The 23,999-nt window shown below is 74.2% G+C and carries 15 protein-coding genes and 1 riboswitch; of the genes, 7 read left to right on the forward strand and 8 right to left on the reverse strand.

The window, feature by feature from the left end; genetic code table 11:
- Positions 1-419: 419 nt before the first annotated feature.
- Positions 420-986, reverse strand: coding sequence for a MarR family transcriptional regulator (locus tag AB0C73_RS29700; RefSeq protein ID WP_362536181.1), 567 nt, complete (start codon positions 984-986; stop codon positions 420-422).
- A 142-nt stretch (positions 987-1,128) separates the two neighbouring features.
- On the opposite strand from AB0C73_RS29700, the gene AB0C73_RS29705 reads away from it, so the two are divergent.
- The gene (locus AB0C73_RS29705) at positions 1,129-2,409 is read left to right on the forward strand and encodes an MFS transporter (protein ID WP_362536331.1); all 1,281 of its coding nucleotides are present in this window, start codon (positions 1,129-1,131) and stop codon (positions 2,407-2,409) included.
- A 44-nt stretch (positions 2,410-2,453) separates the two neighbouring features.
- Here AB0C73_RS29705 and AB0C73_RS29710 read toward each other — a convergent pair whose 3' ends face one another.
- Positions 2,454-4,094 (reverse strand): SpoIIE family protein phosphatase, encoded by a 1,641-nt coding sequence (locus AB0C73_RS29710; protein ID WP_362536183.1) that lies wholly within the window; start codon positions 4,092-4,094, stop codon positions 2,454-2,456.
- Positions 4,095-4,200: 106 nt separating this feature from the next.
- Complete coding sequence (locus AB0C73_RS29715; protein WP_362536184.1) at positions 4,201-5,589, reverse strand: NAD(P)/FAD-dependent oxidoreductase; 1,389 nt, start codon at positions 5,587-5,589, stop codon at positions 4,201-4,203.
- Positions 5,590-5,942: 353 nt separating this feature from the next.
- On the opposite strand from AB0C73_RS29715, the gene AB0C73_RS29720 reads away from it, so the two are divergent.
- Both AB0C73_RS29720 and AB0C73_RS29725 read left to right on the forward strand, forming a co-directional pair.
- A complete protein-coding gene (locus tag AB0C73_RS29720; protein ID WP_362536185.1) occupies positions 5,943-6,746 on the forward strand; it encodes a helix-turn-helix domain-containing protein in 804 nt (267 codons plus the stop codon).
- Positions 6,747-6,955: 209 nt separating this feature from the next.
- Positions 6,956-8,941 carry a sigma-70 family RNA polymerase sigma factor gene (locus tag AB0C73_RS29725; protein WP_362536187.1) on the forward strand — a complete coding sequence of 662 codons (1,986 nt, stop codon included), beginning with the start codon at positions 6,956-6,958 and terminating at the stop codon, positions 8,939-8,941.
- Positions 8,942-8,964: 23 nt separating this feature from the next.
- Here AB0C73_RS29725 and AB0C73_RS29730 read toward each other — a convergent pair whose 3' ends face one another.
- Together AB0C73_RS29730 and AB0C73_RS29735 are read right to left on the reverse strand one after the other, a co-directional pair.
- A complete protein-coding gene (locus AB0C73_RS29730) occupies positions 8,965-12,198 on the reverse strand; it encodes a BTAD domain-containing putative transcriptional regulator (RefSeq protein ID WP_362536189.1) in 3,234 nt (1,077 codons plus the stop codon).
- Positions 12,199-12,325: 127 nt separating this feature from the next.
- The gene (locus AB0C73_RS29735; RefSeq protein WP_362536191.1) at positions 12,326-14,455 is read right to left on the reverse strand and encodes an asparagine synthase-related protein; all 2,130 of its coding nucleotides are present in this window, start codon (positions 14,453-14,455) and stop codon (positions 12,326-12,328) included.
- Between the two features lie 553 nt (positions 14,456-15,008).
- Here AB0C73_RS29735 and AB0C73_RS29740 point away from each other — a divergent pair.
- The 4 genes from AB0C73_RS29740 to AB0C73_RS29755 all read left to right on the forward strand — a co-directional run bounded on the left by AB0C73_RS29740 (position 15,009) and on the right by AB0C73_RS29755 (position 20,192).
- Positions 15,009-16,487 carry an MFS transporter gene (locus AB0C73_RS29740; protein ID WP_362536193.1) on the forward strand — a complete coding sequence of 493 codons (1,479 nt, stop codon included), beginning with the start codon at positions 15,009-15,011 and terminating at the stop codon, positions 16,485-16,487.
- 105 nt (positions 16,488-16,592) lie between these two features.
- The gene (lhgO, locus tag AB0C73_RS29745) at positions 16,593-17,792 is read left to right on the forward strand and encodes an L-2-hydroxyglutarate oxidase (RefSeq protein ID WP_362536195.1); all 1,200 of its coding nucleotides are present in this window, start codon (positions 16,593-16,595) and stop codon (positions 17,790-17,792) included.
- A gap of 31 nt (positions 17,793-17,823) precedes the next feature.
- Positions 17,824-18,657 carry a tRNA (guanosine(46)-N7)-methyltransferase TrmB gene (gene trmB / locus AB0C73_RS29750; RefSeq protein WP_362536197.1) on the forward strand — a complete coding sequence of 278 codons (834 nt, stop codon included), beginning with the start codon at positions 17,824-17,826 and terminating at the stop codon, positions 18,655-18,657.
- Between the two features lie 242 nt (positions 18,658-18,899).
- Positions 18,900-20,192, forward strand: a complete 1,293-nt coding sequence (locus AB0C73_RS29755) for a PrsW family intramembrane metalloprotease (RefSeq protein WP_362536333.1) — start codon at positions 18,900-18,902, stop codon at positions 20,190-20,192.
- 13 nt (positions 20,193-20,205) lie between these two features.
- Here the strand turns inward: AB0C73_RS29755 and AB0C73_RS29760 are convergent, their stop codons facing one another.
- From AB0C73_RS29760 to AB0C73_RS29770, 3 genes are all read right to left on the reverse strand, one after another.
- Complete coding sequence (locus AB0C73_RS29760) at positions 20,206-21,153, reverse strand: aldo/keto reductase (RefSeq protein ID WP_362536199.1); 948 nt, start codon at positions 21,151-21,153, stop codon at positions 20,206-20,208.
- A gap of 48 nt (positions 21,154-21,201) precedes the next feature.
- Positions 21,202-22,314: a M23 family metallopeptidase gene (locus AB0C73_RS29765; protein WP_362536201.1), complete on the reverse strand. Its 1,113-nt coding sequence runs from the start codon at positions 22,312-22,314 to the stop codon at positions 21,202-21,204.
- An 11-nt stretch (positions 22,315-22,325) separates the two neighbouring features.
- A riboswitch (cyclic di-AMP (ydaO/yuaA leader) is annotated at positions 22,326-22,473 on the reverse strand.
- Between the two features lie 201 nt (positions 22,474-22,674).
- Positions 22,675-23,796, reverse strand: a complete 1,122-nt coding sequence (locus tag AB0C73_RS29770) for a PP2C family protein-serine/threonine phosphatase (protein ID WP_362536334.1) — start codon at positions 23,794-23,796, stop codon at positions 22,675-22,677.
- Positions 23,797-23,999: the final 203 nt, after the last annotated feature.

Below are 23,999 nucleotides of genomic sequence, written 5' to 3' on the forward strand. Positions count from 1 at the left end.
TCTTGCGTTTCCGACTCTATCAGATCTTTCCGATCCGATTTCCTCGGTGCTTTCCGGTCCCTTTTCGACTTTCGTCGTTCCGGGCCCTTCCGGCGGTTCCGACTCTATCAGATCCTTTCGGCGTCTGATTCCCAGTCAGCGGGTTTGTCTTCCCGGCCCGTTGGGCCGTTCCGACGTCCTGAACTCTAGCGGATTTCCCCGGCGACTCATAACTGAGCCATTCGAGCCTTCGAAATGAATTTCGGCATGCCGAAATTCGTCCCGGTGGGGAGATCGTGCGGAGTTGAGGTGCCGCTACTGCGGCGGGATGGCTGCCGAGGAACCGTTCCGGCTCCGTGACAACTCGGAGAACATTACGCATGCACGAGGGGCGTGTCAAGGCCCCCTCGCCCACCTCAGGAGGGACGAGCCAGGGACGTCTAGTCCAGGTCCGTGAGCCGGCCGCCCGCGTCCGGCTGGGTCAGCTCCACCCTCCGCAGCAGGCGGATCAGCATCTCGCCGAGCACGCCGCGCTCCTCCGTGGAGAGGTCCTGGAGGAGCTCCTCCTCGAAGTCGGTCGCCATGCGCATGGCCTCCAGCCACTTCTGGCGGCCCTCGTCCGTCAGCTCGACGATCACCCGCACGCGGTTGTTCTCGTCGCGGTCGCGGGTCACCAGGCCCTCGCCGGCCATGCGGTCGATGCGGTGGGTCATGGCGGCCGGCGTGAGGCCGAGGCGCTTGGCGAGCTCGCCGGGGCCAAGGCGGTAGGGGGCGCCGGAGAGGACCAGGGTCTTCAGGACCTCCCATTCGGCGTTGCTGATGCCGAGGTCGGCGACCTGGCGGCCGTACGCCACGTTCATCCGGCGGTTCAGCCGGCCGAGCGCGGAGACCACCTTCTCGACCTGGGGGTCGAGGTCGCGGAACTCGCGCTGATAGGCGGCGATCTGCTCGTCGAGGCTCGGCTCCTGGGGGGCCGTGGCGCCGGACTGCGCGGGGGTGTCGGACATGCGGCGAGTATCCCACGGGGGCCGTTGGCGTTGAAGTCCTTCTATGTGTATCGTTAAGGATCGAACTTTAGAGTTGAAGTCTTCAGGGTTCAGGGCTACAGCACTGAACCCGCGACCGAAGTGGGTGAGTGTGACCAAGGCGATGGGCGCGGCGATGCGCCGGATTCAGGCAGGCAGCGCGCTGAGCGCGTTCGGACTCGGCTTCACCGTGCCGTACCTCTATGTGTACGTCGCTCAGGTGCGGGATCTGGGCGCGAGCACCGCGGGTGTCGTTCTCGCCGTCTTCGCCATGGCCGCACTCATGGTCCTCCCCTTCAGCGGGCGCGCGATCGACCGGCGCGGGCCGGTGCCCGTGCTGCTCGTGTCCTCGCTGCTCGCCGCGGCCGGCGCGCTGGCGATGGGTCTCGCCTCGACCGTGCCCGCGGCGATCGGTGCCGCGGCGCTGCTCGGCGCCGGTACGGCCGTGATGCAGCCGGCGCTCGCCACGATGATCGTGTGGTGCTCGACGCCGGCCGGCCGGACCCGCTCGTTCGCCATGCAGTTCTTCCTGCAGAACCTCGGTCTGGGTGTCGGTGGTCTGATCGGCGGCCAGCTGGTCGACGCCAGCCGGCCGGACAGCTTCCTGCTGCTGTTCTCGATCGAGGCGGCGATGTTCCTGGTGCTCGCGGCGATCGTGCTGACCGTGAAGACGCCCCGGTCCCCCGCGCTCCAGGGCCCGCGGCCGGCCGGCCGCGAGGCCGGCGGCGGGGTCCGCGCACTGTTCGCTCACAAGGCGATGGTGCAGCTGTGCGTGCTCGGTTTCGTGCTGTTCTTCGCCTGCTACGGGCAGTTCGAGTCGGGTCTCGCGGCGTACGGCACGGAGGCCGCCGGGATCACCCCGTCGGCGCTCGGTATCGCTCTGGCCGCCAACACCGGAGTCATCGTGGTCGCCCAGTTCCTGGTGCTCAGGTTCGTCGAGCGCCGCAGGCGGACCCGGGTCATCGCGGCCGTCGGTCTGATCTGGACCGTGGCCTGGCTGTTCGCCGGGTACGCGGGCCTGGGGCACGGCAGCCAGGCGATGGCGACGGCGGCGTTCGTCTCCACGTACGCGCTGTTCGGTCTCGGCGAGGCGATGCTGTCGCCGACGGTCGCGCCGCTGGTGGCGGACCTGGCGCCGGAGTCGATGGTCGGCACGTACAACTCGGCCTTCGCCCTGGTGAAGCAGCTGGCCCTGGCGGTCGGCCCGGCGGTCGGCGGGCCGATGGGGGCCGCGCTGCACGGCCCGTACATCCTGACCTTCGTGCTGTTCTCGCTCGGGATCACCTTCCTGGCGGTCCGGCTCGGCAGGCGGCTCACGCCGGCGCAGGACCAGCCGTCGCTCGCGGCCAAGCCCTCGCGGGTGGTGGCCCAGCACCAGCCCGCGAAGGAGACCGCCGCCGCCTGACCCGTACGGTCACCTGATCCGTACGGTCACCTGACCCGTACGGATCAGTCGGGCAGGGCGAACTCGCACCACACCGCTTTGCCGCCGCCCGGAGTGCGGCGGCTCCCCCAGGACGAGGCGATCGTCGCGATGATCGAGATTCCGCGACCCGCCTCGTCCTCCGTTTCCGCCCTCCGGCGGCGCGGCAGATGGTCGTCCCCGTCCGTCACCTCGACGATCAGGCGCCGGTCGGTACGGCGAAGCCGGAGCCGCATGGGCGGGGTGCCGTGCTGGAGGGAGTTCGCGACCAGCTCGCTGGTGGCGAGGACGCCGAGGTCGCACAGCTCGACCGGGAAGCGCCAGCTGGCCAGGACGCCGGAGGCGAACGCACGCGCGCGTGGCGCGGCCTCCACCCCGCCGAGCAGCTCAAGGGCCGCGTTGTGGAACAGCTCGGCGTCGACGCCCTTGCGGGCGGGGTGCTGGACGACCAGGACGGCGACGTCGTCGTCATGGTCCGCGGTCACGCCGAGGGAGCGGAGCAGCCGGTCGCAGACGACCTGCGGGGTGCCGGTGGCGCCGGAGAGCGCGCGCTCCAGGGCGCTGACGCCCTCGTCGATGTCCTCGCGGCGCCGCTCGACCAGGCCGTCGGTGTAGAGGACGGCGGTGGAGCCGGGCGGCAGCGCGATGGAGCCGGAGGTGTGGAGCCAGCCGCCGGTGCCGAGCGGGGGCCCGGTGGGGTCCTCGGCGCGGCGGACCGTGCCGTCCTCGTCCCGGACGAGGATCGGGAGGTGGCCGGCGGAGGAGTAGACGAGCTTGCCCTCGTTGGGGTCGTGGACCGCGTAGACGCAGGTGGCGATCTGGCTGGCGTCGATCTCGGCGGCGAGTCCGTCGAGCAGCTGGAGCACCTCGTGCGGGGGCAGGTCGAGGCGCGCGTAGGCGCGGACGGCGGTGCGCAGCTGGCCCATGACGGCGGCGGCGCGCACCCCGCGCCCCATGACGTCGCCGATGACGAGGGCGGTGCGGCCGGCGCCGAGGGTGATGACGTCGTACCAGTCGCCGCCGACGGCGGCGTCGGTGCCGCCGGGCTGGTAGGTGGCGGCGATGCGGAGGTCGTCGGGCTGCTCCAGCTCCTGCGGGAGCAGGGAGCGCTGGAGGGTGACGGCGGTCTCGCGGTGGCGGCGCTCGCTGGCGCGGAGCCGCTCGGCGGCCTCGGCGTGGTCGGTGACGTCGGCGGCGTGGACGAGGACGCCGCCGTCGGCGAGTCGGGGGCTGTCCACGGGGAGGCAGGTGACGGTGTAGGAGCCGCCGTCCTGGGTGCGGCGGGACTTCACGGTGCGGGGCTTGCCGCTGCGCAGCACCTGGTCGAGCAGGGGGAGCAGGCCGAGCTCCTCCGCCTCGGGGCAGGTGTCGGCGACGGTCGCGCCGGCCGGGCGGGGGCCGAAGGCCGCGGCGTACGCCTCGTTGACGTACGCGATGCGGTGCTCGGGGCCGTACACGAGCGCGACCAGGCCGGGGAGACGGCCGATGATCTCCCGCACGGTGAAGTCCTCGAGGGCGGGGACGTCGGCGGTGCCGGTCTCGGCGGCCAGGTGGTCCGGCTGCGGCCCGTACTCACCGCGGGCCGCGGGCACGGAGCCTTCGGTCCCACGGGACGCCGCGCGGCGCTGCGTACCGGGGAGCCGGGCGCTCCAACGGGTGAAGTTCACGGATCTGTATGCCTCGTGGTGTCGTTGCCGTGCAGAGTCACTCTGTGCAGGTGTGAGCCCACCTATGGTCACACGTCCAGTGTGGACGAGTGCACTGACAGTGATGTCAGCCCGCGGGCTCGTCCGGGGACTTGTCGGGGGACGGGTCCTTCGGCGCGGGTGGAGGTGTGGCGGCGAGTTCGAATTCGGCGCGCGGGTGTTCCAGCGAGCCGAGGGAGACGATCTCGCGTTTGAACAGGCCGGACAGGGTCCATTCGGCCAGGACGCGGGCCTTGCGGTTGAACGTGGGGACCCGGCTGAGGTGGTAGACGCGGTGCATGAACCAGGCCGGGTAGCCCTTGAACTTGCGGCCGTAGACGTGGGCGACGCCCTTGTGGAGGCCGAGCGACGCGACGGAGCCGGCGTGGGCGTAGGCATAGTCCTTGTGGGGCTGTCCGCGCAGTGCGGCGACGATGTTGTCGGCGAGCACCTTCGTCTGGCGCACGGCGTGCTGGGCATTGGGGGCGCATTCCTTGCCGGGCTCCCCGGCGGTGAGGTCGGGGACGGCGGCGGCGTCGCCGGCGGCCCAGGCGTGGTCGACCCCGGCGACGGTGAGCCGGGCGGTGCAGACGATCCGGCCGCGGTCGTCCACGGGCAGGCCGGTACGGGCCACGATCGGCGCGGTCCTGACTCCGGCGGTCCACACGAGCGTGCGGGTGGGCAGCCGGGTGCCGTCGCTGAGGGTGGCGACGCGGTGCTCGCAGGAGTCGAGGCGGGTGCCGAGGCGCACGTCGACATTGCGTCGGCGCAGCTCGCGTACGGCGTAGCGGCCCATCTCCTCGCCGACCTCCGGCAGGATCCGGTCGGAGGCCTCGACGAGCACCCAGCGCAGGTCCTCCGGTCTGAGGTTGTGGTAGTAGCGCGCGGTGTAGCGGGCCATGTCCTCGAGCTCGGCGAGCGCCTCCACGCCCGCGTAGCCGCCGCCGACGAAGACGAAGGTGAGTGCGGCGTCGCGGATCTCGGGGTCGCGGGTGGCGGCGGCGATGTCCATCTGCTCGATGACGTGGTTGCGCAGGGCGATGGCCTCCTCGACGGTCTTGAAGCCGATGCCGTGGTCGGCGAGGCCGGGGACCGGGAGGGTGCGGGAGACGGAGCCGGGCGCGATGACCAGCTCGTCGTAGCCCAGCTCCAGGTGCCCGGTGCCCTCCTCCTCGGTGGCGAGGGTGGAGAGGGTCGCGGTGCGCTTGGTGTGGTCGATGGAGTGGACCTCGCCGATGACGATGCGGCAGCGGCCGAGGACCCGGCGCAGCGGGACGACGACGTGGCGGGGCGAGATCGAGCCGGCCGCGGCCTCGGGGAGGAACGGCTGGTAGGTCATGTACGCGTCGGGCGTGACCACCGTGATCTCGGCCGCGCGGCTCCTCAGCTCCGTCTTGAGCTGCCGCTGCAGGCGCAGCGCGGTGTACATACCGACGTAGCCGCCGCCGACGACGAGAATGCGCACAGGTTCGGTCACTGTCCCATGACGCAACGCCGTCCGGGGTTTGTCCACAGGCCCGGCAAATTGTGTGACCGGAGGGGTACGGAGGCGCGGGGTGGCGAACGAACCGGGCGCGGCGGGAAGTCCGCAGGTCAGGGTGGGGGTGCCCGGTGGCGTCCGGGGCCGGAATCGGGAGGGTCCGGGTCCTTGCTCCGATCGGGGGGCGCACCGTACGGAACTGCCCCTTCTGAATTGACCCCGACTCAACTATGTTCGTACTTCGTCGGGGTGTCGGACGGCTGCGCGTGGACCAGGGGCGCGGCCGGATCGGACCCCCGTGTCAGGGCGGGGAGTCTCCGGGGGGAGACATCATGAGCGGGGGAACGCTTATGCAGATTCAGGATTCGTACGGACAGGTCCGTACGGCGCAGTCGGCGCCGGGCGGACGGTCCGCGCCGCTGCGGGTGGACGCGCAGCGGAATCTGGAGCATGTGCTCCGGGCGGCGCGCGAGGTGTTCGGCGAGCTCGGGTACGGGGCGCCGATGGAGGACGTGGCGCGCCGCGCCCGCGTCGGTGTCGGCACCGTGTACCGCCGCTTCCCCAGCAAGGACGTGCTGGTCCGGCGGATAGCCGAGGAGGAGACCGCGCGGCTCACCGAGCAGGCGCGGACCGCCCTCGGCCAGGAGGACGAGCCGTGGTCGGCGCTGTCCCGTTTCCTGCGCACCTCGGTTGCCTCGGGCGCCGGTCGGCTGCTGCCGCCGCAGGTGCTGCGGGTGGGTGTGGACGACGTGCTGCTGCCGACCGGGGCCACCGGGGCTGTGGACGACGAGGCTCGGGTGCCGCAGCAGCGGGCCCTGCAGCCGGGCGCGGGCACGCCCGCCGCTCCGGGTGTGAACGGCCAGGCGGTGAACGGGCAGGCGGCGTACGGCGAGCAGGCCGAGCAGCGGGTGGTCGCGCCACGTGCGGTGCCGGCGGCCGAGCAGGACGACCCGGGGGCCGCCGAGCTCCTGGAGGTCGTGGGCCGGCTGGTGGACCGGGCGCGGGAGGCGGGCGAGCTGCGCGCCGACGTGACGGTGTCCGACGTCCTGCTCGTGATAGCCACGGCGGCGCCCGCGCTGCCGGACGCGGCGCAGCAGGCGGCGGCCTCGGCACGGCTCCTGGACATCCTTCTGGAGGGCCTGCGCTCGCGATAGGCCACGGCCGGCCCGGGCGGCTGAGGAGGCACGGTTCTCGTCGGTCCGAGTGGACCGACGAGCATGGCACGAACGGATGAGCGGTTACGCCCGTACGCGGGAAGTCGCCCCGGACGGGTGGTAAGTGGACGCGGGGGTTCGGCATGCCCGCGCTCTGTGGCAGGCTTGGCCATTGTTCGGGTCCGAGCGTGTATACGGGGGCTTCCGCGATGAGCGGTGAAGGTCGGGACGAGACGCCGGGCGCCGCCGGCACGGCGGAGCCGGGCGGGCTGCCCACCGGGCACGTTCCGAGCCAGGGCGGTCCGGCCGATCCCGGGGCCAAGGCGCCTGCCGAACCGAGCGTGCCGCAGCAGCGCGAGGGCGGTTCCCCGGCGCACCCGGTGGCCGACGAGGCCGGCTCCGCGTCTCACTCTGCCTCCGGTTCCGTGCTGCCGCCGCCGCTGGACCTCGGACCGTCCGACGCCGAGCTGATCCAGCGCATGCGGGACGGCGACGACAGCGCGTACGAGGAGCTGTTCCGCCGGCACTCCGCCGCCGTCCGCCGCTATGCCCGCAGCTGCTGCCGGGACGCCGACACCGCCGACGACCTGACCGCCGAGGTCTTCGCCCGCACCCTGCAGGCGGTACGCGGCGGGGCCGGCCCCGAGCAGGCGGTGCGCGCCTACCTGCTGACCTCCGTGCGCCGGGTCGCCGCGACCTGGATCCGGACCCAGAAGCGGGAGCATCTGGTCGAGGACTTCGCGGTGTTCGCCGAGGATGCCGCCCGGGCCGCCGAGGTGTCCGACCAGTCGGCGACCTTCGGCGCCGGGCTCGACCTGGGCGCCGATGTCCTCGCCATGCACGAGGCCGAGCAGTCGCTCGCCATGCAGGCGTTCCGCTCGCTGCCCGAGCGCTGGCAGGCCGTGCTGTGGCACACCACGGTCGAGGAGGAGTCGCCGAGCGAGGTCGCCCCGCTGTTCGGGCTCACCGCCAACGCGACCGCCGTGCTCGCCAGCCGGGCCCGCGAGGGTCTCAAGCAGGCCTACCTCCAGGCGCATGTCAGCCAGTCGCTGACGGCGGGCGGCGACTGCGCCCGCTACGCCGACCGGCTCGGCGCGTACGCGCGCGGCGGGCTGCGGATGCGAGCCGAGCGCGGGCTGCGCAAGCACATCGAGGAGTGCGCCAAGTGCCGGCTGGCCGCCGGTGAGCTGGCGCATGTGAACGCCGGGATCCCCGCGCTGCTGCCGGTCGCCGTCATCGGCTGGTTCGCCGCCGGGTACTCGCTCAAGGCCGCCGGTGTGGTGGCCGGAGGTGTCGCCGGAGCGGGCGCGGCCGGTGCGGCGGCGGCCGCCACCGGCACGGGCACCACCACCGGCACGGCGGCCGCGGGTGCGGGCGCCGCCGCGTCCGAGGGCCTGGGCATCCCGGCCAAGGCGGGCATCGCCGCGGTCGCCGCGGTCGCCGCGACCGCGGGCCTGGTGTGGGCGCTGACCGGCTCCGAGCCGGAGCCGGTCGCCCAGCCCGCCGCCACACCGACGGTGGCCGCACCCGCCGAGACCCCGCCACCCCCGCCCCCGGCGCCGCCGGCGAGCCCGAAGCCCACCCCGAAGCCGACGCCTCCGCCCGTACAGGCACCGCCGCCCCCCGCGCCGAAGCCGACGCCGAAGAAGACCGTGGCTCCGAGCCCGGCACCGACCACCGATCCCGCCCCGAAGGCGGCGCTCAGGCCGCTCGCCAAGCCCAAGCCCCGGCCCAAGCCGTCCCCGACGCAGGGACCGGCCGTCTACCAGGTCAGCGTCCTCCAGTACGGCATCTTCGGCGACGGCACCAAGCCGGAGATCGACCTCGCCCGGAGCAGCCCGGTCTGGCAGCGCTCCGGCCTGACGATGGACGGCACCCGCTACGCCCACGGCGTGAGCATGCACGCCCCGTCCTCGCTGTACATCGACCTCAACCGGCAGTGCACCGGCTACGACGCGATCGTCGGCATCGACGACATCACCGTGCCCATCGGCCCGGGCGGCGTCCGCTTCGCCGTCTACGGCGACGGTGAACGCCTGTGGCGCTCCCCGGTCCTGCGCCGTGGCGACTCCCCGATCCCGGTCCATGTCAGCCTCGCCGGCCGCCGCACCCTCCGCCTGGTGGTGGAGGAACACACCCCGTTCGGCCAGGCCGCGGTGGCGGACTGGGCGGAGTCGCGGATCAGCTGCCGGTAGGCCCCCCTCGTGGGGACCGGGTGCTAGCCGCGCGGCACGGCGTACGGCTCGGTCAGTTCCAGGACCTCGTCGAGCGTGAGGCCATGGCCCGACGCGCGGGCGGCCTCGACGGAAGGCGCGTCGAGCACCGCGCCGGCCCGGGTGAGGACGGCGTCCACCTCGTGGAGTTCGGGGAGGCCGCGGGGGACGGCGGGGCGCCAGGTGTCGGTGGCGCCGAGGACGCGCAGGGCCAGGGCGGGCTCGCCGGCGAGGGACAGGGCTGTGGCCACTCCCTCGGCGAGGCCGGAGGTGATGAACTCGGCGCTCCCGGCGTCCCGGGCGAGCCGCAGTGCCTCGACGGCCCGGGCGACGGCCGGTGCCCCCGCGCCCTCCGCCGCCTCGATACGGGCGGCGAGGCCCTCGACCACGGCGGCGAAGTGCGGCGGCGGGGTGCCGGCGGCGATGAGCGTGCCGGCCTCCTCGACATGGCCGCGGGCGGCGACGACATCGCCTTCGTACAGGGCGATCCCGGCCCGCAGGAACCGTATGTACGTCAGGGCGTCGCCGGTGCGCAGGCTCTCGGCCTCCGCGGCGGCCTCCGCCAGGCGCTTGAGCGCCGCGTCCGTGTCGCCGCCGCGGAAGTCGAGCTCGGCGAGCCGGGCGGTGAGGAACGGGGCCTCGGCGTGCGCGCCGACCTCGCGGGCCAGGCCCAGCGCCTCCACATACGCCTCGCGGGCCTCCTCGTGCCGGCCGCGCATCATGTTGGCCTCGGCGGCGGCGCTGGCGACCTGGGCGCGTATCCAGCGGTCGCCGACCTCGCGGGACAGGGTGCGCAGCTCGGCGAGGTCGTCGTCGATGCCGGGCATGCCGCCGGGCCAGTCGATGACCATGTGGGTGCGGAACATCAGGGCGACACCGGTCTCCCAGTCGCCGCCGTGGCGGCGGCAGTTGGCGACGGCGCGGTCGAGGAGCTCGCGGATCTCCTTCGGCCGGCTGCCCAGGTAGGCCGTGAACGGCCAGAGGAGTCCGGGGAAGCGGGCGGACTCGGGGCCTTCGTGGGTGCTGAAGGCGGTGCGCACCCTGGCGACGATGGCGACGGTCTCCGGGTCGTCGATGAACTTCTCGATGCTCTGGCTCTCCACGGCGAGGAAGAAGTGGAGCATGTGGAGGTGCATCCGGGGCCAGAAGCGGGGGTCCTCGGGGTCCTCCGGGTCGGTGTCGAGGGCGAGCGTCCGGGCGACCCAGGAGACGCCCTCGGGGCGGTAGTTGCGCAGCCACCAGAACCAGCCCATGGCGAAGACGAGCCGGTGGGCGGTGGCCTCGTCGGGTTCGGTGACGACGGCGCGGTGCAGGGCGGCCCGCACGTTGTCGAGGTCGCGCTCGATCCTGGCGATCCACGGGAGCTGTTCGCCGGAGCGCAACAGGGGTTCGGCGGTCTCGGCGAGGGCGGTGAAGTGGGCGGTGTGGGCGGACTCGGCGGCGGCGAGCAGGGCGGGGGTCTCGGCGGCGCGCTCCACCGCGTACTCGTGGATGGTCTCCAGGAGGCGGTAGCGCATCTCGCCGTCCTCGGCGGGGGCGGCGACGACGAGGGACTTCTCGACGAGGCTGCCGAGGACGGCGACGGTGTCGGGCCCCCTGCCGGCGTTCAGGGCCTCGGCGGCGGCGAGGTCCCAGCCGCCGGCGAAGACGGAGACCTGGCGCAGCAGATCGCGTTCGGCGGCGTCGAGGAGGTCCCAGGACCAGTCGACGACGGCCCGGAGGGTCTGCTGGCGGGGCAGCACGGTGCGGGAGCCGGAGGTGAGGAGGAGGAAGCGGTCGTCGAGGCGGTCGGCGATCTGGCGCGGGGTGAGCAGCCGCAGCCGGGCGGCGGAGAGTTCGATGGCGAGCGGCAGTCCGTCGAGACGGCGGCAGATCTCCTCGACGGCGGCGGCGTCCTCGGCGGTGGCGTCGGCACGGAAGGCGGGGCGGACGGCGCGGGCGCGCTCGGCGAAGAGGCGGTGGGCCGGGGTCGGCGGGAGGGGTTCGACGGGGCGGACGGCCTCGCCGGGGACGCCGAGCGGTTCGCGGCTGGTGGCGAGGATGCGCAGCTCGGGGCAGTGGGTGAGGAGGGTCTCGGCGAGGGCGGCCGCGGCGTCGATGACGTGTTCGCAGTTGTCGAGGACGAGGAGGAGGGGGCGGCGGGAGAGGTGCTCGACGAGGTGGGAGGTGGGGTCGTCCTGGAGGGGGACGCCCTCGCGGGTGATCAGGTTGGTCTCGCGCAGCCGGAGGGCGGAGAGGACGGCTCCGGGTACGGCGCCGGGGTCGTCGAGCGGGGCGAGTTCGGCGATCCAGGCGGCGGGGCCGACGGCGAGGCGGGCGGCCTCCTCGGCGAGCCGGGTCTTTCCGGAGCCGCCGGGGCCGGTGAGGGTGACGAGCCGGGAGCGGTCGAGGTCGGCGCGGAGGGCGGCGAGGTCGGGTTCGCGGCCGACGAAGGAGGTGAGGCGGGGCCGGATGTTGCCGGTCTCGGGGAGGGGCACGGGCGCGGCAACGGGTGCGGGGCCTGGGCTCGGCGCCGGTGCGGGGGCCTCTCCGGCGAGGAGTTCGGCGTGCAGGGCGGTGAGTTCGGGCCCGGGGTCGGTGCCGAGGCCGTCGGCGAGGGTGCGGCGGGCGGCCTCGTACGCGGCGAGCGCGTCGGCCGGGCGGCGCTCGGCGCGCAGGGCGCGGATCAGCTGGGCGTGGAAGGTCTCGTCATAGGGGTACGCGCCGGTCAGCTCGGTCAGTTCGGGGACCAGGCCCGCGGTGGCGCCGCGCCGCAGGTCGGCCTCGACGCGCTGCCGGAGCGCGGCGAGCCGCTGCGCCTCGGGGCGGACGCCCGCGTGCTCGGGCAGATCGGCGAGCGCGGGGCCGCGGAACAGGGCGAGGGCGGTACGGAGCAGGGCGGCGGCCGCCTCTGGCTCGCCGGCGTCGAGCCGGGCGCCGGCCTCCCGCGCGTGCCGCTCGAACACGTACAGGTCGATGTCCTCGGGCCCGGCCGCCAGCCGGTATCCCCCGGGCCCCGACCCGACGGCCTCCTTCCCGAGCACCCTCCGCAGCCGCCCGACGAGCGCCTGCACCGCCGCCTGCGCGTCCAGCGGCGGCTCGTCCCCGTACACGTCGTCCACCAGCTCCCCGACGGACACCGTCCGCCCGCCCCGCAGCGCGAGCGCGGCGAGCAGCGCCCGCAGCCGGGCGCCGCCGAGGGGAAGGGGCGCGCCGTGGGCGTCGAGGACATCGGTCGTTCCGAGGATCAGATACCGCACCGGCCCATTCTCGCGGCTGCCCCCGCCGAACGCCTCGGGGTTTCCCTCGGGGTTTCCCCGGAGAGGGGCGCACGGGTCGCGCGCGCCGCCGGCTTGTCCCCAGGCTGTGGAGAGGGGGCCAGGGCCCTCACGCCGGGAGCGAGCGCGCCGTCGGGATCAGCGGGCCCGGGACCGCGCGGTGGCGTGGGGCGGCGGTGCCGGTCCAGCAGGAGCCGCGGCGGGCGAGGAGGCGGCGGAGCCAGAGTTCGGTGGAGACCAGGTCGGCGAGGCCGTCGAGGGGGACGGGTTCGCCGTCGGTGGCGGCGCGCAGGGCGCGGCGGACCACCCGGGCCTCGATCAGGCCGGCGTCGGCGAGGAGCGGGGCGTCGAAGAGGGCCATCAGCTGGGGGAGGGCGGCGCGCAGGCCGGCGCGGATGGCGGCGGGCGGGACGGCCGGGTGGGGGGCGCCCCAGCCGGGCGGGAGGTCGTGGATGCCGGCGCCCGAGAGGACGGTGCGCAGGACGCCCGCGCGCGCGTCCGGCTGGACCCGCAGCGATTCCGGGAGGTCGCGGCAGGCCCGTACCACCTGGTTGTCCAGGAAGGGGGCGTGCAGGCGCTGGCTGCGGATCTCCGCGGCCTGTTCCAGGACGCGCAGGTCGGCGGCGGCGCGGGCGAGGGCGGCACGCGCGCGTGCCTCGCCCGGGCGCTGCACGGAGGCCGGCAGGGTGGCCGCGCGGTTCAGCCGGACCGACACCTCGGCCAGCGCCTCCCCCGTGAGCCAGCGCGCCGCGGGCCCCGGCCGGGACCAGGCGAGCGCGGACAGCGAGGCCTCCAGGGGACCGTGCGCCCCGGCGGGCGCCCGGTTGGCCTCGAGCACGCGCGTGGCGGCGGCCTCCAGGCCGGTCCGGTACGGCGTACGGGCGAGCCGCCGGGCCGCCCGGTAGACCTGGAGCGGGACCAGGAGCGCGCCCGCCGACGGTCCGGTCGCCCTGGCGAGCGCGGTCACCGGCCGCACCAGGGAGCGGCGCCGGCGGTCCATCAGGAGGTCGGCGAGGCGCGCCGGGTGGGCGTCCAGGACCTGCCGGGCGCCGAAGCCGGTGAAGTGGTCGGCGCTGCCGCCCGCGAGCCGCCGCCGGTGCCGCTCGGCCGACACCAGAGAGGGGCCGGGTTCGTCCGTCAGCGGCCCTTCGAGATCGGCGTACGGGAGCGCCTCCTCGCCCGCCGCGACCACCACGTGGTGCAGCCGCGGGTTGGCGGCGATCTCGCGGGCCCGGCCCAGTTCGTCCTGACCGCCGGGCCTGGTCAGGTCGTTGAAGGTGACGGCGAGCAGCCGCTCCCCGGCCCCCGTGCCGTGCCCCAGGATCGTGCCGGGCACCCCGGGCAGCCCCGCCGCGAGCAGCGCGAGGGTGCCCGACGCGCTGCCGCCGGACAGGTCGGCGCCGATGCCGGGCGCGGGCGCGCCGCCACGGGCCGCGCGCCGGTCGGCGGGCCCCATGCCGGGCACCGGGCCCGGGTCGGGCAGCGGCACCTCGGGCGCGTGCCGGGGCGCGGTGAGCCGGGCCCGTACCGCCTCGACCAGCGCGTCCCGCACCCCCTCCACGGCCTGCCGGGGATCGGCCTCGGGCGCGGCGACCGCGAGCGAGGCGACCGTCTCGTAACCGGTGATCTCGCGCGAGCCCTCGCGCAGGATCAGCGCGTGGCCGGGCGGCACCCGGCGCACGCCCTCGTACGGCGTGGAGTCGCGCAGCGCCTCGGGGGTCTCGGGGCAGGCGAGGAGCGCCGCCAGGTGTCCGATGTCGAGCTGTGCCTCGGTGAGGTCGGCGAGCGGCAGCGCGGCGGTGCCGAAGGCCGTGCCGCCCGCCCACGGGGTGTGGAACACCGGCCTGGCGCCCGCGAGGTCGCCGGTCACGGTGATGCGGCGGCCGGCCTTCACCACGGCGGTATAACTGCCCGCCCAGGCGGTGAGGTGCCGCAGTGCGCCCCCGCGCGCGGTCAGCAGTCCTCGGCGCAGTTCGTCGTCGCTCGCGGCGCAGCAGCCGAGGACGGCGAGCCGGGTCTGCGCGTCGACGTCGACGAGCCGCACCTCGTCGGGCCGCCAGTCGCCGACCGCCCACAGCGGATCGGGGTCGCCCCACAGGAGCTGCGCGCCCACCGGGTGCACCGTGCGCCCCTCGGTGGGGTCGCCGACCGCGCCGGCCGCTCCCGGTGTGCCGGGCGCCGCCGTGTGCACGGCGCCGAAGCGCGCGGCGACACTGCTCCAGCCCACCAGCCACCGCATCGCCGCCTCCACAAAGGTCGAGTGGAGGACATGCTGCCATGACAACGGCGCACGGGGGGTGTCACGGGAGGCATCGCGACAACGCGAATGCGCCCCTGGCATGGGCCAGTTGAGCACTCCCGCCGAACCGTCGCGTTTCGGCCATTCTCAACTGCCCGGCGGGGCCGGGGTTTCTTCGGCAGTCCGGGAGGCTGACGCCTCCCGGAGCCGTCCGCCGCCCGCGGGGAATGGGGCGGCGGTGTCCCCCAGCCCACCTGGTCCGGGACATCGGTCCTCGGCCAAGTGGGCCGACCCACGCAGCACTCATGGAAGCGCTCTCCCCGACCCCGGACGAGAGCGCACGGCCGGGCGCACGGCCACACGGCCGGAGCACGGTGACCCCGGCGCGGACCGCCGCTCATTCCATCGCACAACAATCTCGCCATACGGACGTCCGCCCCTTAACGGTCGGGATCCGGCGAACTACGCTGTGCTTACGAATGCCGCACGCCTATGCCCGGCGTTGTGTCCGGGGTGCGGCGGCCGTCTGGGTGTCGTGTCGAGGGGTGGCGTCATGTCCAGGGAGCAACGCGGGCCGAACGAAAAGCTCGGCACGGTTCTCGCCCTCGCGGGAATCAGCAATGCCGGGCTCGCCCGGCGCGTCAACGATCTCGGTGCGCAGCGGGGCCTGACGCTTCGCTACGACAAGACCTCGGTGGCCCGGTGGGTCTCCAAGGGCATGGTGCCGCAGGGCGCCGCCCCCCACCTGATCGCCGCCGCCATCGGCCAGAAGCTCGGCCGGCCCGTCCCGCTGCACGAGATCGGGCTCGCCGACGCCGATCCCGCACCCGAGGTGGGCCTCGCCTTCCCGCGCGACGTCGCCGACGCGGTCCGCTCCGCCACCGACCTGTACCGGCTGGATCTCGCCGGTCGGCGCGGTGGCGGCGGCATCTGGCAGTCGCTCGCGGGCTCCTTCTCCGTGAGCGCCTACGCGACCCCCGCCTCACGCTGGCTGATCACACCCGCCGACCCGTCGGTCGAGCGCCTCGTGCCACGCCCCGACGGCACGGCGGGCGGCGCCGGCGGCGGCATGGGCGCCACGGGAACGGCGGCCGCCGGCGACATCGCGGAGCACGCGCGCGTGGGGCACAGCGACGTCGCCAAACTGCGCGAGGCCGCCGAGGACGCCCGCCGCTGGGACTCCAAGTACGGCGGCGGCGACTGGCGCTCCTCCATGGTCCCCGAGTGCTTACGCGTGGACGCCGCACCGCTGCTGCTCGGCTCGTACTCCGACGAGGTCGGCCGGGCCCTGTTCGGCGCGACCGCCGAGCTGACCCGGCTGGCCGGCTGGATGGCCTTCGACACCGGCCAGCAGGAGGCCGCCCAGCGCTACTACATCCAGGCGCTCCGGCTCGCCCGCGCCGCCGCCGACGTGCCCCTCGGCGGCTATGTCCTGGCCTCCATGTCGCTCCAGGCCACCTACCGGGGCTTCGCCGACGAGGGCGTCGACCTCGCCCAGGCCGCGCTCGAACGCAACCGGGGCCTGGCCACCGCCCGCACCATGTCCTTCTTCCGGCTCATCGAGGCCCGCGCGCACGCCAAGGCCGGTGACGGCACCGCGGCCGCCGCCGCGCTCAAGGCCGCCGAGGGCTGGCTGGAGCGCTCCCGCGAGGGCGACCCCGACCCGAGCTGGCTCGGCTTCTACTCGTACGACCGGTTCTGCGCCGACGCCGCCGAGTGCTACCGCGACCTGAAGCTGCCCCGGCAGGTGCGCCGCTTCACCGAGCAGGCGCTCTCCCGGCCCACCGAGGAGTTCGTGCGCTCGCACGGGCTGCGGCTCGTGGTGTCGGCGGTCGCCGAGCTGGAGTCCGGCAACCTGGACGCGGCCTGCGCCGCCGGCACGCGCGCGGTGGAGGTCGCCGGACGGATCTCCTCCGCCCGCACCACCGAGTACGTACGGGACCTGCTGCACCGCCTGGAGCCGTACGGGGACGAGCCCAGGGTGATGGAGCTGCGCGAGCGGGCCCGCCCGCTGCTCGTGACCCCGGCGTGACCGGGGCCGCCCCGGCCGCACCGCGTGACACTCGTCCCATGGTGCGGTCGGTTTAGCCGGGATGTCAGTGGGCCAGTGCACTATCAGGGGTGGGAGGTGGCGCTGGTGTCCAGGTCGGACCGCTACGACTGTGACGTGCTCGTGATCGGCGGCGGGATCGTCGGTCTGTCGACCGCGTACGCGATCACGCGCGCCGCGCCGGGCACCCGGGTCACCGTCCTGGAGAAGGAGCACGCCCCCGCGCGCCACCAGACCGGGCGGAACAGCGGTGTGATCCACAGCGGGATCTACTACCGGCCCGGCTCGCTCAAGGCCCGCTTCGCGGTCGAGGGCGCGGCCGAGATGGTCAAGTTCTGCGCGGAGTACGGCATCGCGCACGAGGTCACCGGCAAGCTGATCGTCGCCACCGACCGGGACGAGCTGCCCCGGCTGCACGCGCTCGTGCAGCGCGGCCGGGAGAACGGGATCCCGGTGCGCGAGCTCGGCCCCGCCCAGATCTCCGCGTACGAGCCCCGGGTGCGCGGCCTGGCCGCGATCCATGTGGGCAGCACCGGCATCGTCGACTACGGGCAGGTCGCGGCCACCCTGGCCGAGGCCTCCGGCGCCCGCATCCGTTACGGCTCCGCGGTCACCCTGATCGACCGGCGCCCCTGGGGCGTGGCCGTGCGCACGGCCGCCGGACAGGTCGTACGCGGCCGGGTCCTGGTGAACTGCGCCGGCCTGCACTGCGACCGGGTGGCGCGGCTCGCGGGCGACGACCCGGAGATGCGGATCGTCCCCTTCCGCGGGGAGTACTACGAGCTGGCCGACCCCTCGCTCGTCCGCGGCCTGGTCTATCCGGTGCCCGACCCGGCCTTCCCCTTCCTCGGCGTCCATCTGACCCGCGGCATCGACGGCGGCGTCCACGTCGGGCCGAACGCGGTCCCGGCGCTCGCCCGCGAGGGCTACGGCTGGTCGGTGATCCGCCCCCGCGAGCTCGCCGGCACCCTGGCCTGGCCCGGCAGCTGGGCCATCGCCCGCGCCCACTGGCGCTACGGGGCGGGCGAGCTGCACCGCTCGCTGTCCAAGCGCGCCTTCACCGAGGCGGTACGGCGCATGCTGCCGCTCGTGCAGGAGCGCGACCTGCACCGGGCCACCCCGGGCGTGCGGGCACAGGCCGTCCTCAGGGACGGCACCCTGGTCGACGACTTCCTGATCCGCGAGTCCACCCGCACGGTGCATGTGCTCAACGCGCCCTCACCGGCGGCGACGGCCTCGCTCCCGATCGGCCGCGAGGTCGCGGGCCGGGCGCTGGCGCTGCTGTAGGACACGCCGGGCCCCGTAGAATCGGGGCATTGTGTCTGAGCAGCCTGAGAACACCCCGCACACCGCCCCCGCCACCACCGGGCAGCCCGCCGAGCGGTCGGCCGAGCAGCGCGCCGAGGAGCGCGTCGTACGGCTCGGCAGCCAGCGGTTCGCGCCCGGCGAGGGCCCGCTGGCTGATCCGGCGGGCTCGCACTACGAGCGGCGGATCCGCAGCTTCCAGCCGCGCCGCAGCCGCGTCACCACCGGCCAGGCCGAGGCCCTGCTGAAGCGCTGGCCCGACTGGGGCCTCGACATCGACGGCAAGCGGGTGCTCGACCTGGACGAGATGTTCGGCGGGCTGCCGGTCGTCCTGGAGATCGGCTTCGGCATGGGCGAGGCCACCGCGCAGATGGCCGCCGCCGACCCCGGCACCGGCATCCTCGCCGTGGACGTCCACACCCCCGGCCAGGGCAATCTGCTCGGCCTCGCCGACCGGAACGGGCTCACCAACGTCCGGGTCGCCAACGGCGACGCGATCATCCTGCTGCGCGAGATGCTCCCGCCGGAGTCCCTCGCGGGCTGCCGGGTCTACTTCCCGGACCCCTGGCCGAAGAGCCGCCACCACAAGCGGCGCCTGATCCAGCCGGACTTCCTGACCCTGCTCGCCCCCCGGCTCACGAAGGGCGGGCTGCTGCACTGCGCCACGGACTGGGAGCCGTACGCGGAGCAGATGCTGGAGGTGCTCAACGCGCACCCCGACTTCGAGAACAGCCAGGCCGACGGCGGCTACGCGCCCCGGCCCGGGTTCCGGCCGCTGACCCGCTTCGAGGGCCAGGGCCTGGACAAGGGGCACGTGGTCCACGACCTGCTGTTCCACCGCCGGTAAGGCCCGGGGTTCCACCGCCCGTAGGCCCGGGGGTTCCACCGCCGGAAACTCCGACGCCGCACCGGACTTCGGCCGGCACCGAGTTGTCCACAGGCTGGAAGAACCCCCTCGCCGCTGTCGGTGCAGGTGGCTAGGGTCGTTGCGTGTCGTCGAATCCCATCGCCGGACCTGCCATCGAGCCCGGCTCCGTCCCCGCGCAGGCGGTCGCCCACGACCGGGCGTTCGTCCCCGCGCCCGCTCCCGTGCCCGCGCTCGAGAGCGAGCAGCCGGACTTCGCCGCCGTGCCGGAGCGGTCCAAGTGGCGCTACAAGCCGCGCAAGGCATTCTGGCGCAGCCGGGTGGTCCGGGCCGTCGCCGTGATCACCGTGCTCGCGCTGTGCGCGCTCGTGATCCTGGCGATCGTCCGGGACGAGACCGGCACCGAGGGCTTCCTCGTCGGCCTGGGCCTCGCCGTGCTGCCCGTCCCGCTGCTCGTCTTCGCGTTCCGCTGGCTCGACCGGGTCGAACCGGCACCCTGGAAGAACCTGCTGTTCGCGCTCGCCTGGGGCGCGTTCGCCTCCACCCTGATCGCGATCTTCGCCAACTCCTTCGCCGTGAAGTGGATCAGCAGCGCCCTGGCCGACCCCGGCTCGGCCGAGTCCCTGGGCGCGACCGCCGTCGCCCCGGTCGTGGAGGAGACCGCCAAGGGCGCCGCGGTGCTGCTGCTCTTCCTCTTCCGCCGCCGCGACTTCACGGGCCCGGTCGACGGCCTGGTCTACGCGGGCTTCACGGCCACCGGCTTCGCCTTCACCGAGAACATCCTCTATCTGGGCAACGCCTTCGGCGAGGACCAGGACCTCGGCTCGGGCGGACTCGGCGTCACGATGGCCACGTTCTTCGCGCGGGTCATCATGTCCCCGTTCGCGCACCCGCTGTTCACCTCGCTCACCGGGCTCGGCCTCGGCTTCGCCGCACTGCTCCCGGCGAGTGCCCGGTTCCGCCGCACCCGGATGTGGCTGCTGCCGCTCGGCGGCCTGCTGCTCGCGATGGGTCTGCACGCCACCTGGAACGGCTCGGCGAGCTTCCACCCGCTGGCGTTCGTCCTCGTCTACGGCATGTTCATGGTGCCGGTGTTCGCCCTGCTGACCTGGCTCGCGATATGGAGCCGGCAGAAGGAGCTGCGCACGATATCCGGCGAGCTCCCCGCCTACGCGACGGCCGGCTGGCTCGCCCTCGACGAGCCGCTCGCGCTCTCCTCGATGCGGGCCCGCGCGCTGGCCCGCGGCTATGCGGCCCGCAGCCTCGGCAAGCCGGGCGCGCAGGCGGTCGGCGAGTACGAGGCCTTCGCCACCACCCTGGCGTTCCTGCGCCACCGGGCCCGGCGCGGGCAGGTCGCGCAGGACTTCACCGCCCGCGAGCAGGAGCTGCTGCACCACCTGTGGCAGCGCCGCCGAATAGCCTCGCCCGCGCTGACGTACGCGGCGCGGGCGACCGGCCGGGTGTGGGTGCCGCCGCAGTACCTGGACTACGGCGGCTACAACCCGTACCGCAGCTGACGGCTCGGGGGCCTCAGGCCGCCGACGCCTCCGTGAGGACGGCGAGCTCGGCGTCGGTCAGCTCCAGGTCGGCGACCGCGAGGAGCGCCGGGAGCTGTTCGACCGTACGGGCCGAGGCGATCGGCGCGACGACGGTGGGGCGGGAGGCGAGCCAGGCGAGGGCGACGGTGGCGAGCTCGGCGCCACGGGCCTCGGCGACCGCGTCGAGGGCGGCGAGCACGCGCCGCCCGCGCTCGGTCTCCAGGTGCTTGCCGGCACCTGCGGCCCGGACGCTGTCCACGGCCTTGCCGGCGCGGTACTTGCCGGTGAGGAAGCCGGCCGCGAGGCCGTAGTACGGCACGGCCGCGAGGCCGCCCTGCGCGGCGGCGTCGAGCAGCGGGCCCTCGTAGGTGTCGCGGGAGACCAGGTTGTACTGCGGCTGGAGGGCGACATAGCGGGTGAGGCCCTCGGCCTCGGCGAAGTCGAGGGAGGCGCGCAGCCGCTCCGGGGAGAGGTTGGAGGCGGCGACGGCCCGCACCTTGCCGTCCTTCACCAGCTGGTCCATGGCGGTGACGATCTCCTCCACCGGCACGGACTCGTCGTCGAAGTGGGTGTAGTAGAGGTCGATGTGGTCGGTGCCGAGCCGGCGCAGCGACTCCTCGGCGGCGGCCTTGATGTTCGTGGCGCCCAGGCCCTTGAAGCCGGGGTGGGCGCCGACCTTGGTGGCGACGAGGATGTCGGAGCGGTTGCCGCGGGAGGCCATCCAGCGGCCGATCACCCTCTCGGACTCGCCGCCCTCGTTGCCCGGCGCCCAGGCCGAGTAGACATCCGCGGTGTCGACGAAGTTGCCGCCGGCGGCGGCGTAGGCGTCGAGCACCGCGAAGGACTGTGCCTCGTCGGCGCTCCAGCCGAAGACGTTGCCGCCGAGGGCGAGCGGGAAGACATGCAGATCGGAGGTGCCCAGCTTGCGGAGAGAAGTCATGAGGAGATCAACTCCGCGCGCCGCCACCGCTATTCCGGCGTCCAGGACTCAGACGGACAGGCCCTTGTCCTGGAGCCAGGCCATCGGGTCGATGCCGGTGCCGGACGGGGTGTGCACCTCGAGGTGGAGGTGGGGGCCCGTGACGTTGCCGGTGGCGCCGACGCGGCCGATGGTCTCGCCGGTGCCGACGGTCTGGCCGACGCCGACGGTCATGGAGGAGAGGTGGCAGTACCAGATCTCGGTGCCGTCCTCGAGCTCCAGGACGATCCGGTAGCCGTACGAGCCGGACCAGCCGGCCGACTTCACGGTGGCGCCGTGCACGGCCTTGACCGGGGTGCCGGTGGGGGCGGCGAAGTCCAGGCCGGTGTGGTAGCCGGAGGACCACATGGAACCGGCCTGGCCGAAGGTCGAGGTGATCGTGTACGAGGAGGTCGGCAGCGCGTAGCTGGCGGCGAGCTGGGCCAGGCGCTCGGCCTCGGCCTTCGCCGCCGCTTCCTCCTCGGCCTTCTGCTTGGCCTCGGCGGCCGCCTTCGCCTCCGCGTCGGCCTTGGCCTGGGCGTCCGCCGCGGCCTTCTCCGCCTCGGCCGCGGCCTTCTCGGCGGCGGCCTTCTCCGCGGCGGCCTGCGCGGCGGCGTCGGCGGCGGCCTGCTGCTGCTCGGCCTGCTGGAGGATGCGGGCGCGCAGCGCCTCGCCGGCGTCCGCCGTCGCCGTCTCGGTCCGCGCCTCGGCACCGGAGCCCTGGCCGGCGGTCTCGGTGGTGGTGTAGGTCAGCGCGGTGAGCGGCTGGGTGGCGTTGCCCGCGGTGTCCTCGGCACCGTCCCCGTCGACCGCGTCGATCAGCGCGCCGACGCCCGGCAGGCCGGAGGCGTCGGGCAGGTTGACGTCCGGCAGGGCGATCGAGACCGGCGGCTTCTGCTGCGCGGTGGCCAGGCCGCCCGCGCCGACGGCGGCGATGACACCGACACCGAGGACGGTGGAGGAACGTGCGAAGTTGGAGCGCTGCTTGACGACCCGGTGGCGTCCGCCGGCGCGGCTCTGCGCCCGCAGGGAGTCCTCGGTGGGGTTCCACTCCTCCGCGGCCCCGTCCAGATCGCCGCCCGCCGAGGCGGAGGTGCCGAAGGGGGCGAAGGGGGTTTGCGGAGCAGGGGTGTTGGACGCCACGGAGGCGCTCTCCTTTCCTTCCTTCTCGCCTACCGGGTTAGCTGACGGGTTCGGAGCAGGAAGGTCTCCTACGGACCGTGCCGCACGAGTGCGGTGGGGCCCGATTCACCCCAAGTGGTGGTTCCCCGGTTCCCTTGCGGGATTCGGCGCGTGCGCACGGTGCCGTCTCTTGCGACGGCTGGGACGACCGCGCTGCGTTATCGAACGTTAATAGACACGGCCCCCCGATTCCAAGCCGTTCCCCTTGATCATTAGCTGAATTAGGAGGGAATCGCCCGAGTTGAGCGCCCTTCAGAAAGGAGGAGATTCACAGCAGGAATCTGACGTTGCGTCAGTTGTTATCGCAGGGAGATCCTGCGACTACGCCGTGTCATGGCCGCCGCCCCCACCGTCCGGCGGCACCACACGCATCGTGCGGCGCCGCTCCGGCTGCCCCGCCGCCGGGCGGCTCACCGCGAGCAGCGCCATGTCGTCCGTCGTGTCCCCACCCGTGTGCAGGCGCACATCCGCCACCAGCGCGTCGAGCAGTTCCTCCGGCCCCGGGAAGATCCGCCCGTCGAGCCGCCCCCGCGGGTCGTAGAAGGTCCCCGTCGTGTCCCGCGCCTCCGAAAGACCGTCCGTGTAGAACAGCAGGGTCGCACCCGGCGGATACGGCGACACGTCCGCCCGGTCCGGCAGCACCGCCAGCTCCCCCATGCCCAGCGGCAGCGCGTGCTCCGTCGGCACCAGCGGCCTGACGCCCCCGTCCCCGTACAGCAGCAGCGGTTCGGGGTGCCCGCGGTTGACCACCCGTACGACCTGGTCACCGCCCGGGATCTCGGCGAGCACCGCCGTCGTGAAGCCCTCGAAGGCGTCGAACCCGGTGCGCCTCATGCCCTCCCGGGCCAGCGCCCGTTCGAGCCGCGCCGCGACCCCCTCCAGGGTCGCCTCCAGCTCGGCGGCCTCCCGGAACGCGCCGATGACCACCGCCACCGCCTCCACCGCGTCAAGCCCCTTGCCCCGGACGTCCCCGACCACGAGACGCACCCCGTAGGGGGTCTCCTGGACCGCGAACAGATCGCCGCCGATGAACGCGTCGGCCTGCGCCGCCTCGTACCGCGCCGCGATCTGCAGCCCGCCGATCCGCTCCTCCGGCGCCGGCAGCACCGCCTTCTGCGCCGTCTCGGCGATCACCCGCGCCGAGGCGAGACGTTCCCCGCTGCGCCGCACCACCCGGCTGATGAGCACGGCGAGCCCGGCGACCGTGAGGACCGTCAGGGACTCCGTGACCGCCTGGACCGTGTCGGCCGTGGTGCCGTAGTCGTGCAGCCCGAAGCTCGCCAGGACCGCCGCGATCCCGGTGAGCAGCGTCGTCAGGGTGGAGAAGAAGGGAGCGGCGATCAGCGGCGCCGCCGAGAAGAGAGGCGCCGCGGTGTAGACGGGCGGGGTGAGGAAGTCGTAGGCGACCCCGCCCAGGATCACCAGCGGGGGCAGGGCCCGCAGGAAACGCCGGGCGCCGCGGTACGCGTCCGAGGACGGAGACGTGGACGCGGACGCGGACGGGTGCCGGGAGGCGGACGCGTACCGGGACGAGCCGGGGCCGCCGTCGCCCCCGGGCCCACGCCGCGTTCCCGCTGCTCGCGCCACCCTGTGCTCCCTCCCCGGCCCGGTACATGCGTACGTACGTCCGTGTCGACGGCCGCGGA

This window comes from Streptomyces sp. NPDC048623 (genome assembly GCF_040650755.1).
In the GTDB taxonomy this organism is placed as follows: Bacteria; Actinomycetota; Actinomycetes; order Streptomycetales; family Streptomycetaceae; genus Streptomyces.